11 protein-coding genes and 1 pseudogene are annotated in these 16,167 nt (G+C 62.9%); 10 read left to right on the top strand and 2 right to left on the bottom strand.

Going from position 1 to position 16,167, the window contains the following annotated elements; all coding sequences use genetic code 11:
• The first annotated feature begins 116 nt into the window (after nucleotides 1-116).
• Genes sbnA through ACT7DK_RS02045 form a run of 8 tightly spaced genes read left to right on the top strand, consistent with a single transcriptional unit; the run spans nucleotide 117 to nucleotide 10,939 of the window.
• A complete protein-coding gene (sbnA, locus tag ACT7DK_RS02080) occupies nucleotides 117-1,106 on the top strand; it encodes a 2,3-diaminopropionate biosynthesis protein SbnA (protein WP_445395843.1) in 990 nt (329 codons plus the stop codon).
• Between the two features lie 18 nt (nucleotides 1,107-1,124).
• Nucleotides 1,125-2,135: a 2,3-diaminopropionate biosynthesis protein SbnB gene (gene sbnB / locus ACT7DK_RS02075; RefSeq protein ID WP_445395841.1), complete on the top strand. Its 1,011-nt coding sequence runs from the start codon at nucleotides 1,125-1,127 to the stop codon at nucleotides 2,133-2,135.
• 9 nt (nucleotides 2,136-2,144) lie between these two features.
• Nucleotides 2,145-3,851: an IucA/IucC family protein gene (locus ACT7DK_RS02070; RefSeq protein ID WP_445395839.1), complete on the top strand. Its 1,707-nt coding sequence runs from the start codon at nucleotides 2,145-2,147 to the stop codon at nucleotides 3,849-3,851.
• On the top strand, nucleotides 3,838-5,037 hold the full coding sequence (locus ACT7DK_RS02065; RefSeq protein WP_445395837.1) for an MFS transporter: 1,200 nt from the start codon (nucleotides 3,838-3,840) through the stop codon (nucleotides 5,035-5,037). Before ACT7DK_RS02070 ends, ACT7DK_RS02065 begins: the two co-directional genes overlap by 14 nt.
• The gene (locus tag ACT7DK_RS02060; protein WP_445395835.1) at nucleotides 5,034-8,567 is read left to right on the top strand and encodes an IucA/IucC family protein; all 3,534 of its coding nucleotides are present in this window, start codon (nucleotides 5,034-5,036) and stop codon (nucleotides 8,565-8,567) included. The genes ACT7DK_RS02065 and ACT7DK_RS02060 overlap by 4 nt, the downstream gene beginning before the upstream one ends.
• On the top strand, nucleotides 8,557-9,324 hold the full coding sequence (locus ACT7DK_RS02055) for an HpcH/HpaI aldolase family protein (protein WP_445395833.1): 768 nt from the start codon (nucleotides 8,557-8,559) through the stop codon (nucleotides 9,322-9,324). The genes ACT7DK_RS02060 and ACT7DK_RS02055 overlap by 11 nt, the downstream gene beginning before the upstream one ends.
• On the top strand, nucleotides 9,321-10,541 hold the full coding sequence (locus ACT7DK_RS02050; RefSeq protein WP_445395831.1) for a type III PLP-dependent enzyme: 1,221 nt from the start codon (nucleotides 9,321-9,323) through the stop codon (nucleotides 10,539-10,541). The genes ACT7DK_RS02055 and ACT7DK_RS02050 overlap by 4 nt, the downstream gene beginning before the upstream one ends.
• Nucleotides 10,542-10,543: 2 nt before the next feature.
• On the top strand, nucleotides 10,544-10,939 hold the full coding sequence (locus ACT7DK_RS02045) for a hypothetical protein (RefSeq protein WP_445395829.1): 396 nt from the start codon (nucleotides 10,544-10,546) through the stop codon (nucleotides 10,937-10,939).
• A gap of 111 nt (nucleotides 10,940-11,050) precedes the next feature.
• Here ACT7DK_RS02045 and ACT7DK_RS02040 read toward each other — a convergent pair whose 3' ends face one another.
• On the bottom strand, nucleotides 11,051-12,883 hold the full coding sequence (locus ACT7DK_RS02040) for an SgrR family transcriptional regulator (RefSeq protein WP_445395827.1): 1,833 nt from the start codon (nucleotides 12,881-12,883) through the stop codon (nucleotides 11,051-11,053).
• A 182-nt stretch (nucleotides 12,884-13,065) separates the two neighbouring features.
• Here ACT7DK_RS02040 and ACT7DK_RS02035 point away from each other — a divergent pair, with 182 nt between their 5' ends.
• Both ACT7DK_RS02035 and ACT7DK_RS02030 read left to right on the top strand, forming a co-directional pair.
• On the top strand, nucleotides 13,066-13,884 hold the full coding sequence (locus tag ACT7DK_RS02035; RefSeq protein WP_445395825.1) for a shikimate 5-dehydrogenase: 819 nt from the start codon (nucleotides 13,066-13,068) through the stop codon (nucleotides 13,882-13,884).
• Nucleotides 13,885-13,968: 84 nt separating this feature from the next.
• Nucleotides 13,969-15,327: pseudogene (locus ACT7DK_RS02030) on the top strand (fructose-specific PTS transporter subunit EIIC); the annotation flags it as partial.
• 46 nt (nucleotides 15,328-15,373) lie between these two features.
• On the opposite strand, the gene ACT7DK_RS02025 reads toward ACT7DK_RS02030, so the two are convergent.
• Complete coding sequence (locus ACT7DK_RS02025; protein ID WP_445395823.1) at nucleotides 15,374-16,165, bottom strand: ABC transporter ATP-binding protein; 792 nt, start codon at nucleotides 16,163-16,165, stop codon at nucleotides 15,374-15,376.
• Nucleotides 16,166-16,167: the final 2 nt, after the last annotated feature.

The following is a 16,167-nucleotide window of genomic DNA, read 5'->3' as shown; positions in this document are numbered from 1 at the left end:
CTTTCTTCTCTTCAATGGCGAAGATTCCTGTCGCAACAACAAAAACACAATAAAAATGATGTTGATAGTGATTATCATTTGTGTACTATGGGAGCCACTTTTCAGGAGGCTCAACGATGATCTGCAAAAACATTACGGACTGTGTAGGTAATACTCCGCTCGTCAGCCTGTCGCGGCTTTTCCCTCGGGAGAGGGTCACCGTATTGGCAAAAATGGAAATGATGAATCCCGGCGGCAGCATCAAGGACAGGCCGGCCAAGTATATGCTCGAGGCCGGTATTCAGGCCGGCACCATTAACAGCGGCAGCCATATCATCGAAAGCTCCTCCGGCAACCTGGCTATCGCCCTGGCCATGGCCTGCAAGCTGAAAGGGTTGCCCTTCACCGCCGTGGTGGACCCCAAGATATCCCCCACCAATTTGAAAATGCTCAGGCTGTATGGCGCCAATATCGTCTCGGTGACAGAAAAAGATCAAAACGATGGCTATCTGCTTACCCGGATCAACACCGTCAAACAACTGCTACTGTCAATCCCCAACTCGGTCTGGGTAAATCAGTATGCCAATCCCGACAACTGGCGCAGCCATTACCATGGAGAAGCGGATGAAATTCTGAGACAGACGGATAGAGATATTGACTATCTGGTGATAGGGGCGAGCACATCCGGAACCTTGATGGGAGTCTCCCGCCGTCTCAGGGAGCATTTTCCGGCCATGAAAGTCATCGCCGTCGATATCGTAGGCTCCGTCCTATTTGGCGGGAAATCCTCCCCGAGGGAAATACCGGGAATAGGGGCGAGCCGCGTCCCCGAGTTGCTGTCTCCCGAGGAAGTGGACAACGTCATCTATGTCGACGATTACGAATCAGCCCTGGGCTGCAGGGAACTGCTTGCAAAAGAAGGGATCCTCGCCGGCGGATCCAGCGGTTCGTCGGTTTCCGCCATCGGCAAGCTGCTGCCAGACATCCCCGACGGCAAGTGCGTCCTGACCCTGTTGCCGGACCGTGGCGAGCGCTACCTCGATCTGGTTTACGACGAAGACTGGTTCGATATGGTCAGACAGCGTCATTTTGATAACACCCCTCCTCTCCAAAGAAAGATTGCCTAATAAAAAGGAAATATGATCATGAACCACGTCAAACTCCGCTACCTCAGCCAATCGGATCTGCTCGGCCTGGGCGCAGACCACAGCAACGCCTTTATCGAAGCGATAGAGGAAGGCTTGAAGCTTCACGCCGGGGGGCATTTCATTCAGCCGTTGAAACCCTATTTACGCTGGCCGGGTGCCGACCATATTGCCGATCGTATCATCGCCATGCCCTGCTACCTGGGAGGGGATAATCCGATCGCCGGCATCAAGTGGATCGGCTCCAGACAACACAATCCCACTCGTTTCCATCTGCCACGCGCCAGCGCCCTCATTATCCTGAACGACGCGCAAACAAATTACCCGGTGGCGATAATGGAAGGCAGCCTGATCAGCGCCATGCGTACCGCTGCCATTACCGGGGTGGCGACAAAGTATCTGGCCAGAAGCGGTTTCTCCGATATCTCCATCATCGGATGCGGCCCCATAGCACAAATGCAGGTGAAGACGTTGCTCGAACAATATGAGCAGATTAACACCGTACATCTGTTCGATATCAATAAGGCCGCCGCCGACAACCTGATCAGCCAGTTTGCCACCAAATACCCAGACGTCGGCTTCATCATTCATGACTCGGCCCGTTCCGCGGTGGAGCAGGCCGATGTGCTGGTGACCTGCACCGTTTCCGACAAACCCTATATCCCCTTCGAATGGATAAAAAAAGGCTGCTTTATTTCCAATATCTCGATCATGGATATAGAGCGGGATGTTTTCCTGAAAGCGGACAAAGTCATCGTCGACGACTGGGATCAATCAAACCGCGAGAAAAAAGTGATCAACCAATTGGTCGAAGAGGGATTGTTCAGCCGTGAACAGCTGTATGCCGAGCTGGGCGAGATCGTCCTCGGTCAGGTAACAGGCCGGCACAGCGATGATGAAATCATACTGCTCAACCCCATGGGCATGGCCATCGACGACATTGTCTGCGCCCGTTGGTTCTATCTGGCGGCAGAAAGCAAAAACGCGGGTACCGAACTGCCCTTGTTCTAGGAAACGCTTATGTTACGGCAACTCTATACGGACCAACTACAAAAGCTGGTCGACGCGCTTTACATGGAGAGCTTCGACGGTTTTTGCGACAGCTTGCGCTTTTCCGGCGCCGTGCTGACCGTCCGGCTCGACGACACGATGAGCCTTGGCTTCTCTTGCCGGATGCAAGAGGGGCTGAGGCCCTATCAGGTACAGGATGACGATGTCCGCCTGCAAGACGAAAGGCAGGGTACGCGGTGCCGGATATCCCCCCGAGAGGTCATGCCCTATCTGGTGAAGGCGACCTGGTGGCCCGAGGCGGGCCGGGAACGGGCGGTGCAATGGTGGAAGGAGTGCTTCGATTTTCTCGAGCACCTGCCCGCCCGGCTCCAAGTGGCCCGCGATGCCGCCACCTCGCCCCTGGCGGCCAGCGAATGCTTCGCCATGATGGCCGATCGCCCCTTCCATCCCTTTGCTCACGCGAAAGGCGCGCTCGCCCGGCTGGTCACCGATTCGCCACGGCTTCACTGGTGGGCTTTGCCCCCCGGCAGCCTGTTGAGCAAACAGTCCCGGCAGCCGGCCGAGCTGCTGCTGAGTGAAGCGGAGCAGGCGGCGCTGAGTGTCCGCCTTCGGCACCTGGCGCCCGGTTACGTCGCCTTGCCCCTGCTCCCCACCCAGCATCGGCTCCTGTTGTCGGAAAGCAATACCTTCGGCGCCGTGGATCTGATCTTCACCACCGCGACCGGCTCTCCCACTTCCTCCCTGCGCACCCTGGCGAGTGCCCGGAACGAAAGGATGCATATCAAGCTTTCCACCAGCGCAAGCACCCTGGGGGCTATCCGTTCCATGCCGCCCCGCTACCTGGTCAATGGCGATGAGGCTTGCCGCCTGCTGACGCAGATCCTGGAGCGGGACAGTGCCCTGACTTCGGCCATCACCCTGTGTGACGAGAACCACTGGTGGGTTGCCGGACGGGAACAGGTGCTGGTCAGGAATCCGGGCCTCCTGGGTTGCCAGATCCGTTTTCTGCCGCCGTTCGACGAGGCCCCTTCAAGCCGCCTGCTCGCCATGTCGGCGTTGAGTTATCCGCACGAGCCGGTCTGGCGGCGGCTCCTGGATGGAGATGCCGACCCCTGGCAGGCCCTCCAGGACCTGAGCCACTGTTTTATCAACACCTTCCTGAACCTGTGGTGTCAGGGCGTGATGCCGGAGTGCCATGGCCAGAACGTACTTGCACGCTATCGACACCGGCAGTTGCACGGCTTTGTTCTCCGGGATCATGACACCCTCCGCATCTGTCCCGCCCGGCTCACCCGGTTGGGATTGCCACTGCCGGATTATCAGATCGACTGGACGACACCCAATTCGCTGGTGCTGGCCTCCATGGAGGAACTGCTCGCCTATTTCACGACACTGGGACTGCAGGTCAACCTGTACCCTATCGCCTTGGCCACACTCCGGCACAGCAACAGGACCGAAGCGGACTTCTGGCGCTGGGTACGGACCTGTATCGAAGATTACGCGGCAGCCCTGCAGGACGAGGAGCTCGGGCGTATCTTGTCCGACAGCCTGCTGAACGCAAAGGCCTGGCCTTTCAAGCAGGTGCTCGGCCCCCTGTTGACGCAGCCCGGCGCCTCGACAGGCATGCCGAGCGCCATGGGCAGGATCTGCAACCCCCTGTTGCCGCTCCCGGCACCCCGGCCCCTGACGGCGGAACCCGTGCATGAAGCATCCTAACGCTATCCATGTCCTCTTGTGCTGCCAGTTCCTGGCGACATTCGGGGTCATGGTGCTGATCCCGGTCATGCCGTTGTATCTGGAAAAACTGGCGGACGACATGAGCACCGCGATGCTCTGGTCCGGTATCGCCCTGGCCGCTCCCGCCATCGGCGGCATGGTGTCTGCGCCCTTGCTCGGGCGCCTGGCCGACCGCTGGGGATACCGCCCCATCCTGTTCCTGGCCTTGGGCGGGTTTTGCGGTTCGCTGCTGTTGATGTCCTTTGCCGGCACCCTGGCCCAGTTCCTTGCCGCCCGGCTGTTGCTTGGCTTTTGTGGCATATCCCTCGTCATCACGGCCTATACCGCCCATATGGCGGAACCTTCCGGCAAGGGCATGCTGCTGGGACGCTTGCAAAGCGCCATGGCACTGGCCTGTCTGAGCGGTCCCCTGCTCGGAGGGCTGTTCATGGACCGCTGGGGAATGGAACTCTTGCTCAATATGACTGCGGCCATGACCTGCGTCGCCCTCATTGCCGCCGCGCTTTGTCTTCATGACGCCTCGCCCCGTTCCTGCCATCGGGACCAACCCGAGCCGCCGTTGCTCAAACGCTGGTTCTGCCGGTGGCCCACCTTGTCCTGGCTGGCGGCGGGGGCGCTGGCCCAAGGCGGCGCCTTTGCCCTGGTCACCTGCTTTGCCCTCTATGTCAGCGAGCTCGGCGACCCGCGCTTTCCCGCCGCCACCCTCACGGGAGGACTCCATGCACTGGCCTGGGCCGCGACTTTCCTGGCCGGAAGCTACTGGGGGAAGCGTAACGACCGGGGCAGTGCCCGGGGCAGCTTTATCATGGCCTCGGCCGGATGCGGCAGCGCCATCCTGGCCATGATCTTTGCAAACAGCCTATGGCAGCTCGCCCTGCTTCGGCTGGTGCAGGGCTTCTGCCTGGCCGCCCTCACCCAAACGGTCGTTTATATCGTCAGCAACCGGGTCAACCCCCGCCACCAGGGACAGGCGATCGGAACCGCCAACAGCGCCCTGGTCTCGGGTCAGCTGATAGGGCCGCTGGCGGTGGCGGCCGTCTATCCGTTCTTTCACGCCAGTGGCGCCATGGCGGCCAGCGCGGCTCTTTTTATTGCCGCCGGTCTCCTGCTGCTCACCAACAAACACCCCGCTTATTCAACCTGTACAGAGGCAACCAGACCATGACGTCAACAATGGACAGCCGTTGGCACCACAAACTGTTCGAACAATACCTGAACACCTTTTTCCGAGAGACCGGCCTCGATATCCATCGGCATCTGGTTTCATACCAGGACCACCCTTATGCCGATCAACTGGCGATGAGCGATGACGAGCTTGGCTTTGCCTATCACTTTACCGCCTCGGACAAGATCCTTTACGGCACCATCAGCCATCTCTCCCTGACCGGTTATCACCGCTACGGCACCACCTTCCTGCTGCAGCAAAACGGCGCCGGCATGGCCGAGACGCTGGACGAGATCCGGCCCTTGCTGAGGCTTATCTGCGAGCAGCTGGCCCTGAACGCCGGCCAGGGGCCCGAGCAGCGGCAAAAGGCCGCAGACCTGTACGAAAAGATGTGCAACAGCGTCGAGAAGTCCGGCTTTTTCCTGAATGCCCGAAAAGAGAAGGTCGCGGCGTTGTCGGTAACCGAGGACTTCACCGCCGCGGAACAGGGCATGCTGCTCGGGCATCCCTTCCATGTCACTTCGAAGGCCAGCATGGGGTTTTCGGAAGAAGACATGAAACGCTACAGCCCCGAACTGGGCGCTTCGTTCAGGCTCCACTACTTCGCCGTGGCGCCAGAACTGGTACGAACCCTGTCCAGCGGTGCCGATGTTTCCCAACTGCTCGATCCGGCGGCGCGCGAGGAGGCGGCCAGGCTGCTGGGAGCCAGTGCCGACCAGTACCAGCTTATCCCCTGTCATCCCTGGCAGGCCAATTTCCTGCTGGAGCAACCCGAAGTCCGTCAAAAGCTCGAACAGGATCTCATTATTTCGCTCGGCCCATTGGGACAGGTGGTCTGGCCGACCTCTTCGGTCCGTACCGTATGGATGCCGGAAAGCAGGCTGTTCCTCAAACTTTCCCTGGATGTGCGTATCACCAACTTCATCCGCAACAATCCCCCCGAGCAGATGGTGCGGGCGATCGACGCCAGCCGCCTGCTGCACCAACTGGCGCCGGGGGAAACCGACGACGCCCTGCGCCTGTTGCCCGAACTGGCCGCCCAGACCCTGGAGCTGGCAGGGCTGGAGGCCGCTTTCGGCATCATTTACCGGGCCGGCCTGGAAGATGAGGCGCTTGAGCAGACCCGGATCCTGGGAAGCCTGGTGGAGGAGTGCCCGATGACCGGAGCTCTGCCGCTGGGTCATTATGTGCGACAAGCCGCCGAGCTTGCCGGTAAAGGCATCACCGCTGCATTCGTCGCCGACTGGTGGCGCCAATATACCAACGTCTCGCTGTTACCAGCCCTGAAGTTGTTTGCCACCACCGGGATCAGCCTCGAAGCCCACCTGCAGAACAGCCTGATGCGGTTTAGCCAGGGCACCCCCGTCCAGCTCGTGGTGCGCGACATGGAGGGGGTGAGCGTCGCCAGCGACTCCATGCTGGCGCCACGCTGCACCGCCGTCGGCCCGGAAAGCTCGGTATGGTACTCCGCCGACGAAGCCTGGTTCCGCTTCAAGTACTATCTCGTGGTCAACCACATCGCCCACCTAATCGGCGCCCTGGCCAGGTCGTTTCCGGTCAGTGAGGCCCGGCTCTGGCAGACGACCGGGCAGGCACTGGTCGACGCGAACCTCGGTGGCCGGGCCCAAAGCTACGCCCAGGAATTGCTGCTGGCCCGGTCTCTGCCGGCAAAAGCCAACATGCTGAGCACCTTTAACGGCACCGGGGAAAACCCCGCCTGGGTCAATATTCCCAACCCCCTCAGTGCCTATCGTTATCGTGGCCTCACCCCCTTGGCCGAAACGGATGATGCCACCGCCTACCGGCAGGCGGAGCAGCGTGTCGTCCATCAGTTGCTCGAAGCCCTGTTGTACGAGCAGGCCCTCCCCTGCCGGCATGAACAGGACGAGTTGCTCATTCCCGTGTCGGCGACCCTGAGCTACCGGTGCCAGGCCAGGATCAGCGCCAGTTTTTCCCGGGTCCGGATCCGGCCAGGCTCCGTGCAGCGGTTAGAATCCGGGCAGGCCGGCCCGGTATCGCTCAGGCAACTCATGACGGATATCGGCCGGATAGTGGAGGCCGATGCCGAACGCTGGCAGCAATTCCACCAGGAACTCACGGAGACCCTGGTCAAGCATGCCCAGACGCTGCAGCACAGCACCGTCGCCCCCCTGCGCGAGCTGCCTTATTTCGAGCAGGAAGCGCGCATCAACAACGGCCACCTGTACCACCCCAGCTTCAAATCCCGGGTGGGTTTCGATCTGGATGAAAACAAGCGCTACGGCCCGGAGCTGTCGGCCGGCTTCCCCCTCGTCTGGCTGGCCGTCGACAGAGCACTGGCCCATCTGGGAGTCAGCCGCTCCACCAGCCTGGAGGCCCTGTACCGCCAGCATTTTTCGTGCGAGGAATACGGCGCCATTCACCGCCAGATCCGCGCCGCGGGCAACAAACCGGAAGACATGGTGCTGCTTGCCGTTCATCCCTGGCAGTGGCGCAAGGTCATCCGGATTTTTTACCAGGACATGCTCACCCGGGCCAGGATCATCAAGCTGGATGTCACCGGCCCGGACTACCTGCCACAGCAGTCCATTCGGACCCTGTCCGACATCAGCGACCTGGGCGCACCCTCGCTGAAACTGGCCATGAGCCTGCTGAATACATCCACATCCCGGGTGCTCGCGCCCCATACCGTCAGCAATGCCGCCAGGATCAGCGATTGGCTGTGGCACCTGGTGCAGACCGACGATCGCCTGCCGGAGGACAGAAAGCCCATCATACTGCGCGAGATCGCCGGCATCGGCATCACGCCTCCCGCCCCGCTGCAAAAGCAGTACGGCGCTCTCGCCTGCATCTGGCGTGAAAGCGTCTACCGCCATCTGTCGGAGCGGCAGTCGGCCACCCCGGTGACCGCCCTGGTGCAGCTCGACATCGACCAACGACCGCTTATCGATCCCTGGATCCGGCAATACGGCATCGGCGCCTGGCTGACCGCCCTGCTCGAACGCGTTTATCTGCCGGTCATGCACATGCTCTGGTATCACGGCACGGCGCTGGAGTCCCATGCCCAGAATATGCTGCTGGTGCATGAGCAGGGCATGCCGGTCAGGGTGGCGCTGAAGGATTTCCACGACGGCGTGCGTTACAGCAAATCGTTGCTCCGCGATGCCGTCCGGCTTCCCGCGCTCACCGACGCGCCACAGGCCCACGCCCGGGTGAACCCGAATTCGTTTCTGGAAACGGACGACGCCAACGAGTTACGGGACTTTACCCAGGACGCCCTGTGCTTCGTCAACCTTGCCGAACTGGCCTGGTTTCTGACCCAGCACTACCACTTTGCCGAGCAGGAGTTCTGGGCCCTGGCAAGGCATGTGGTACGGCAATACCAGTCGGACCACCCGGATCTCGCCCCGCGTTTCCGGCTGTTCGACTTTTTTGCCGACCGTATCGATGTCGAGCAACTGGCCAGCCGCCGTTTCCTGCCGGAAGTCCGGCTGCGGGTGATGCCGGTCGCCAATCCGCTATGCGAGGAGGAGCACCATCATGGCCACTAGTTCCCTCAAGAGCCGCCTCCTTGCCGGCGAGGCATGTTTCGGCCTGTTCTGCTCCATCCCCTCTGCCGTCGCATTGGAGCAACTGGCGGTGGCGGGGTACGATTTCGTCATCATCGATCTGGAACACACCCTGATCAGCCCCGAACAGCTGGAAACGATGCTGCTGGCGGCACGGGCGCAACGCCTGGATGTCCTGGTGCGGGTGCCGCCCCGGGCGCCGCACCTGGTGGTGCCCCTGCTCGACGCCGGGGCGGCGGGCATCGTCTTCGCCCGCGTCGAGGATGCCGACCAGGCAAGGCAGGCCGTCGAGCTCTGCCACTATGCCCCGCGAGGGCTGAGGGGACTGAACTCGACCAGGGCCAGCCGTTACGGCGCCGACGACCTGGCAGAATACACCCGGGGTGCGGCGGCCGACACCCTGGTGGTGGTAATGATCGAAAGCCGGCAAGGGCTCGACCATCTTGCAGCCATCGCCGGGGTCGACGGCGTCGACGTCGTCCTGGAAGGCGCGGCGGATCTGTCCCAGTCCCTGGGCCTGCACTGGCAAACCCAGCACCCCGAGGTGCACACGGCCATCGAGCGGATGTTCGTCATCACCCGGTCGGCCGGCAAGGCATTCTGTGCCTTGCCGCGCGACCCGCAAGCCATCCGGCACTGGCGTCGGCAAGGCGTCGCCATGTTCGTGCTCGGTGACGACAGGGGCATCCTGCGCCGGGCTCACCAGGCTCATCTTCAAACTCACAAGGAAATATCATGACCCTGCCATTTTCCATCGAACCGCTCCGGCGCTACCTGGCGGGGCAGAACGCGCCGGCCTGCGCCTATTATTACGATCTCGATCACCTGGAGCAGCGAATCGAATCGATCGTCGGCGAACTGCCGGATAACGTCCGCTTCTACTACGCCATCAAGGCCAACTCCGACACCCCGGTGCTGCAGACCCTGGCCCCGCACATCCATGGTTTTGAAGTCGCCTCGCTGGGAGAGGTCCACAAGGCCCGCCGCGCCGCGCCCGCCAGCCCCATCGCCTTCGGCGGTCCGGGCAAGACCGGGCCGGAACTGGAAGGCGCCCTGGCCGCGGATGTCGAGCTCTACCATATCGAGAGCCGCCTCCAACTGGTCCGGCTGAATACCCTGGCCGCCAGGGCGGGAAAAACGGTGAAGGTGTTGCTGCGGGTCAATCCCCGTTTCACCCTGCCCGACGCCACCCTGCAGATGGCCGGCAAGCCCACCCAGTTCGGCATCGATCAGCACGAGATCGAGGAAATCCTGGACACCCTGGGCCGGTATCCACAGCTCCGCTGTGTCGGCTTCCATTTCCATGCGATATCCAACAACCTGGATGCCCACAGCCACCTGATGCTGGTCCGCCGCTATATCGAGCTGACCCTGTCCTGGCAGCGGCGGTATGGCCTGCCGGTCGAAGTCCTCAATATCGGCGGCGGCATCGGCATCGACTACGCCCCCGACGGCCGTCAGTTCGACTGGCCGCACTACTGCCGCGGGCTGGCAATGCTGCTGGAGAGCGGTGACATCGCCTTCAGTCTGGCGATGGAATGCGGACGTTTCGTCACGGCGACATGCGGCTGCTACGTGACCGAAGTGACGGACATCAAGCGCAGCCACGGCGAACATTTCGCCATTCTTCGCGGCGGCAGCCACCAGTTCCGCCTGCCCTCCTCCTGGCAACACAACCATCCCTTCCAGGTATTGCCGACCGAGTCATGGCCATGGCCCTGCCCCCGTCCCGGCGTGACCCGGCAGAACATCACCCTGTGCGGGGAGCTGTGCACCCCCAAGGATGTGCTTGCCCGCCGGGTCGAGGTCGAGCAGCTGCGCGTGGCGGATCTCGTCCTGTTCGAACAGACGGGAGCCTATGGCTGGCACATCTCGCATCACGACTTCCTGAGCCACCCGCATCCCGCACGCATTTACCACCGCAACGGGCAACTGTTTTTCACCGAGGAACACTGATCATGCTTTGTGCAAAGCCGATAACTCTGGTCGACATCGACGCCATCCGTCCCAACGAGGAGGTCTATGCCGAGCAGGTCGACTGGCTGGTCGACAAAATAGCGGACGAAAAGATCTGGCGCATCCCCCTGACCCTGGACAAGGACAGCCTGTCCATCATGGATGGTCATCACCGGAGAACGGCGGCGTTACGCCTGCAGTTGAAGCGTATCCCTTGCCTGTTGCTGGACTACCACGAGGTGGATTTCATCAGCACCCACCCATCGATGCAGGTCACCCCCCTGCTGGTACGGGAGTTTTCCCTCCAAGGGCGCTTGTTTCCTCCCAAGAGCACTAGGCATGTCTTTTATGGCCCCCTGCCCACCTGCAATATCTCCTTGAGCCTGCTACAAAGCTGAGTTCTGAAAAAAACAGGCAACCCGGTGCCCCCCGGGTTGCCCGCCGGTAAGCGGCGCCTCCACCCTTTGCTTGCCGCTCCTCCGTCGGCTACGGGGGCTGCCGCCATCCCGCTACACCGGCTCCAGCCAGGTCGACTGGAAGTCGAACCAGCCAAGGTTGTTCAGGTGGATCCCCTGGGCCTGCACGGGGCCTTTCAGCCGCATCCAGTGATGGAACAGCGGCTGCAGCCAGCCCGAGCGAAGCACCTGCCACGCCAGGCGCTCCGAGTCGAGCCGTTCACCGCGCCAGTCCTGTTGCCATTGTGCCAGCAGGGCGGCGTCGCCACCGGCAAGGCCGTGGTGCAACAAGGGGGAGCCCAGCAGCCAGGCCCCCACATGCCAAGTGACCGGCACCGGGAAGTTGACCGTGCCCAGCCAGAGATCCACCTCTGCGTCCCCGGCGGCCCAGCGACCATAGTCCAGCTCCACGAGCTCCAGCGCTATCCGCTCGGCCGCCAGCAGGGTGCTCATCGCCTCGGCCAGCATCGGGAATTCCGGATGTTGCTCATGATAGGCCAGCCGCAATACCGGCCAGTCCTGCCTGCCGGGGTCGCCCGGTTGCGTGGCAAAGGGGCCGGTGGCCGGGCTCGCGTCCATGGGGTGGCACCAATGGGGCAGCATGCTGGTGGCGGGCACCCAGAGATGACGGATCGGCTCACTCAACTGCCGGGCCAGCAGATAGGGGTTGAGGGTCTGCCGCAGCCAGCGCCGCCGTTCGAGCCCGTGCCAGTGGGGCGAGCGGCTGTCGCAGAGCAGAAAATAGCCCCCCTGTTCGAGAAACATTTCCTTGCAGGGATCGGCGGGGCTGCCACTCAGGTCCACCGCCACCCCGGCGGCATATTCGGCGTCACTGAGGCTGGAGCTCAGCCAGGCGGCCGTCTCGCTGGAAACCCCGCCCTGCCGTCCGGAGCCGGCGGATGGCACCGCCGCCTCGTTCTCCTGCCGAGCCACCGCATGCGGACCCGCCAGGGCGGATTCGGCCAGTTCCGGCCACATCAGGATGTCCACCTCATCCAGCAACGCTCGCAGTCCGAAATAGCCATCGAAGGCCCTGAGCCGGAGATGCCATTCGTCGTTGTCGGCCACCCGATAGGGGCCGGTGCCGACCGGATGGGAGGCGAAATCGGGACGCGCAGCATGATCGGCCGGCAGGATCAGCGCCCAGGTGCTGGCCAGCAGCACCGGCAGGCGTGGATCCGGCTCGGCGAGCCGGATGACGACGCTCAGCGGCCCGGCCTCGCGCACCTCCCTGAGGTGGGAAAACAGCGGCAGGGCTGCGGCGCGGGTCAAGGAGGCGACCACGTCCGCCGCCCGTAGCTCACGACCATCATGAAATTGCACCGCGGGCCGGAGGTAAAAGCACCAGTGCAGCGGATCCTGCATGCGCCAATGGTGGGCCAGATCGGGCTCCACTTCCCCGTTTTCCTCTTTTATCCGGGTCAGGCCATTGAACAGCTGCCGGATCAGATGCCATTCCGAGCGGCGCAACGCCGTCCCCGGGTACAGGTTCAACATGGTGCGGTAATAGGGCACCCGCAGGCACTGCTGATCCGAACGGACGCTGAACCCCAGCCTCGCCCCGAGCAAGGGGACGATCAGCTGTTTTTCCTCGCCCAGCAGGCCGAGCGCTTCGTCGAACCGGCCCGACTCCAGCAATCCTTGCGCCTTGTCACTCAGCAGTTGCCGCTCATCGCGCAGCAACGCCAGCCGCGAGCGGCGCCCCCTCCCCGCTTCCGCCTGCCAGGCAATCCAGCCCCGTTGTTGCATCTGCAGCAGCAGGTTGCGCATGTGGCGCCTGGTACAACAGAGCCGATCCGCCAGCTCCTGCAGGGTGACGGCGACCGGCTCGGCCCCGAAGCAACGACGCAGTTTGAGGTAGTGCTGCTCCAGGCGACGAGTGGGCATAAAAGAGGAACTCATTTTTCTCAAATCCAGCAATTTTTGATTACCTCAATTTAGGCCACCCTTGGCTCACCGACAAAGGTTATTGCTCTGCAAATTAACCGGATGAGTGCTGCGGCAACCCGTCACCTTGCCACCGGCGCGCCGCTGCCGTTGAAGATTGTTTACCCCATGGAGTCAAACCGATGACCAGACAGCTCAATAAAGAGACCACCCTGTGCATATCCCTCGCCGCCAGGCCAAGCAATTTCGGCACCCGTTTTCATAACTTCCTGTATGACGCGCTGGATCTCGATTATCTCTACAAGGCCTTCACCACCCGGGATCTGGCCGCGGCCATCCAGGGGGTCCGGGCCCTGGGCATACGGGGTTGCGCCATCTCCATGCCGTTCAAGGAGGAGGTCATCCCGATGGTGGATGAGCTGGCCCCCTCGGCGCAGGCGATCCACTCCGTCAACACCATCGTCAACACCGACGGTTACCTGAAGGCCTACAACACCGACTACATCGCGATCGCCGCCTTGCTGGCACGGTACCGGGTGCCAGCCGATCGGACCTTCGCCCTGCGCGGCAGCGGTGGCATGGCCAAGGCCGTGGCCTGCGCCCTCAGGGATGCCGGTTTCACCCGCGGCCATATCGTCGCCACCAATGCGACGACCGGCAAGGCGCTGGCGGCGCAGTATGGCTTTGAGTGGGTTCCGAATATGGAAGGGGTGCGGGCCGACGTGCTGATCAACGCGACCCCGATCGGCATGGCCGGTGGCCCCGAGGAAGACACGCTGGCCTTTACCCGAGCCGAGGTCGACCACGCCAGCGTGGTCTTCGACGTGGTGGCGCTGCCAGCGGTCACCCCCCTGATCCACTACGCGCGCGCCCGGGACAAGACCGTCATTACCGGCAGCGACGTGTTCGCCATCCAGGCTGTCGAGCAATTTGCGCTCTATACCGGCATCCGCCCCGGCGACGAATTGTTCCGGCAGGCGGCCCGCCATGCGAGAGGCTGACGGGCGAGTCCGCCTCGTCATCCCAGGCCGTCGCGACGGCGGCCTTGCAAACCCAACAAGAAAACGCAGGACCCTATTATGAGTGAACGTATCGTTGCTGTTACCGCCTGTCCCACCGGCGTCGCCCATACCTTTATGGCGGCCGAAGCCCTGGAGCTGGAGGCCCGGAAACGGGGAAACTGGATCAAGGTCGAAACCCGCGGCTCGGTCGGCGCCAACAATGCCCTGACAGAGGAAGAGATTGCCCGGGCGGATGTCGTGATCATCGCGGCGGATATCGAGCTTGACCTGAGCCGTTTCGCCGGAAAGAGGCTGTATAAAACCAGCACCGGCGCCGCCCTGAAAAAAACGGCCCAGGTCATGGAACAAGCGCTGACGACACCGGATCCGACGCCAGGGCAGGGCTCCACATACGGCAAGGAAGAGCTTCCCGGCATCTACAAGCATCTGATGACCGGCGTATCCCATATGCTGCCGTTGGTGGTGGCGGGAGGGCTGTGCATCGCGCTCTCTTTCGTTTTCGGCATCGAGGCATTCAGGGAAGAAGGCAGCCTGGCGGCGGCCCTGATGCAGATCGGCGGAACATCGGCGTTTGCGCTGATGGTGCCGATGCTGGCCGGCTTTATCGCCTTCTCCATCGCCGACCGCCCCGGACTGGCGCCGGGCCTGATCGGCGGTATGCTGGCCAGTACCAGCGGAGCCGGTTTTCTGGGCGGTATTGTCGCCGGTTTTCTGGCGGGCTACACGGCGAAATGGCTAGTGCAGCGCATCCGGCTGCCACACGCCATGGAAGCCCTGAAGCCCATCCTGCTCATTCCCCTGCTCTCCAGCGCGATCACCGGCCTGGCCATGATCTACCTGATTGGAGGCCCGGTGGCGGCGGTCATGGCGAGCCTGACCGAATTCCTCTCCGGCATGACTTCCGCCAATGCCATTCTGCTGGGCGTGCTGCTTGGCGCCATGCAGTGCTTCGATCTTGGCGGCCCGGTGAACAAGGCGGCATATACCTTCGGGGTGGGATTGCTGGCCTCCCAGTCCTACCTGCCGATGGCCGCCATCATGGCGGCCGGTATGGTACCGGCGCTGGGAATGGGACTGGCCACCTGTGTGGCCCGCAACAAGTTCACGGCCGCGGAGCAGGAAGCGGGCAAGGCCTCGTTCATTCTGGGGTTGTGCTTCATCTCCGAAGGGGCCATCCCCTTCGCCGCCCGCGACCCCATGCGCGTCATCCCCGCGACTCTGGCGGGAGGCGCCGTGGCCGGCGCCCTGTCCATGTTGTTCGGATGCACCCTGATGGCGCCACACGGCGGACTGTTCGTCCTGGCCATCCCGAACGCGGTCGGCAACGTTGGAATGTACCTGGTGGCTATCGCCGCCGGCACCATCGTTACCGGACTGATATACGCCGTCCTGAAACCGGCGATGGTGCTCCGGCAAGCCTGAGTCCCTTCCCCGGCTTGGGCCACGGACCCGGTGACAATGGAGCCGGCTAGCGGCACCCCGCCAGGGGGATCAGCAGCGGGCAGCCAGCCCGGGGATGGGGTCGGATGTCGCAGTGCAGGCCGAAGATGGTGTCGACCAGTGCGGGGGTGGCGGTCTCGGCCGGCGAGCCTTCGGCGACCAGCCTACCCTGTTTCATGTAGATGAGGTGGTCGGCGAACTCGAAGGCCTGGTTCAGATCGTGCAGCACCAGCACCAGGGTCTTGCCCTGCTCCCGGTTCAGCCGCCGGAGCAGGTTGAGCAGTTCGTACTGGTGGCTGAGATCCAGGTAGCTGGTCGGCTCGTCCAGCATCAGGATGTCGGTCTGCTGGGCCAGCACCATGGCCAGCCAGGCCCGCTGCCGCTGTCCGCCGGAGAGGGCGGAAAGGCGGCGCTCCGCCAGGGGTGCCATGTCCGTCTGCCGCAGCGCCTCGGCCACCGCCCCATGGTCCGCCGGAGCCGGCGGCAACAGGGGACGGCGGTAAGGGTAACGGCCCATCATCACCAGCTCCGCCACCGTCAGGGTATCGGGCGCGGCGGGATGCTGGGGCAAAAACGCCAGCCGGCGGGCCAGCCGGCGCCCCGGGATGGCGGCGAGCTCTTCCTGCCCGATCCGGATGCGCCCTTCCCGGGCGGGCTGCAAACCGGCCAGGGTCTTGAGCAGGGTCGACTTGCCGCAACCGTTGGCCCCCAGCAGCACCGAGATGCGGCCCGCCGGTATCGCCACGTCCTGCCGCTCGATCAGCGGCTGGCCACGGTAGCCGACGCTCAGGCCCTCGGCCCTGATGGCATCCTCGTTCATCT

This window comes from Zobellella sp. An-6 (genome assembly GCF_052487945.1).
The sequence above is the reverse complement of the archived record's forward strand: the minus strand, read 5'-3'. Positions and strand labels throughout refer to the sequence as shown.